1 pseudogene is annotated in these 586 nt (G+C 54.9%); it reads left to right on the top strand.

Annotation, left to right across the window (positions count from 1 at the left end):
- Nucleotides 1–509, top strand: a pseudogene (locus OGY18_RS02830) (IS3 family transposase); the annotation flags it as partial.
- Between the last annotated feature and the right edge of the window lie 77 nt (nucleotides 510–586).

The following is a 586-nucleotide window of genomic DNA, read 5'->3' as shown; positions in this document are numbered from 1 at the left end:
GAAGCCAAAAGCGAGATCCTGAAACTACGGGCACAGCTAAAACGTACCGAAGAAGAACGGGATATCCTGAAAAAGGCCGCGCGGTACTTTGCAAGGGAGCCCGACTGAAGTACCGCTTTATCAATGAGCACCGCACTGTATGGGGTGTGATGACAATGTGTCGGGTACTGGATGTCGCCCGGGCCGGGTTCTACGCGTGGCTGCATAACCCGGTCTCGGCACGTGATAAAGATAATCAGCGTCTGCTGACGCTTATCCGTGACTCCTATTCACTGAGCGGAGGCGTATACGGTTACCGGCGGGTTCATGGCGACCTGAACGAAATCGGGGAAACCTGCGGTAAAAACCGGGTGGGCCGTATTATGCAACTGAACCGGATTAAAGCCGTGCGCGGCTATAAAGCGCCGCGTCGTATCGCTGGCAGACCTTCAGTGGTTGCCCCTAATCGCGTGCAGCGGCAGTTTACTGTTGTCCGGGCCAATCAGGTCTGGGTCACCGACATTACTTATAGTGTGCCCGGAGTTCAGGGCGGGCATGGATGCTTAAATGAACCGCGAGTCTGTCTGGAATATTGAACCGGTAACTC

This window comes from Citrobacter sp. Cpo142 (genome assembly GCF_030332425.1).
In the GTDB taxonomy this organism is placed as follows: Bacteria; Pseudomonadota; Gammaproteobacteria; order Enterobacterales; family Enterobacteriaceae; genus Citrobacter; species Citrobacter portucalensis.
Note: the sequence above shows the minus strand (reverse complement) of the source record. Positions and strands in the feature narration are given on the sequence as shown.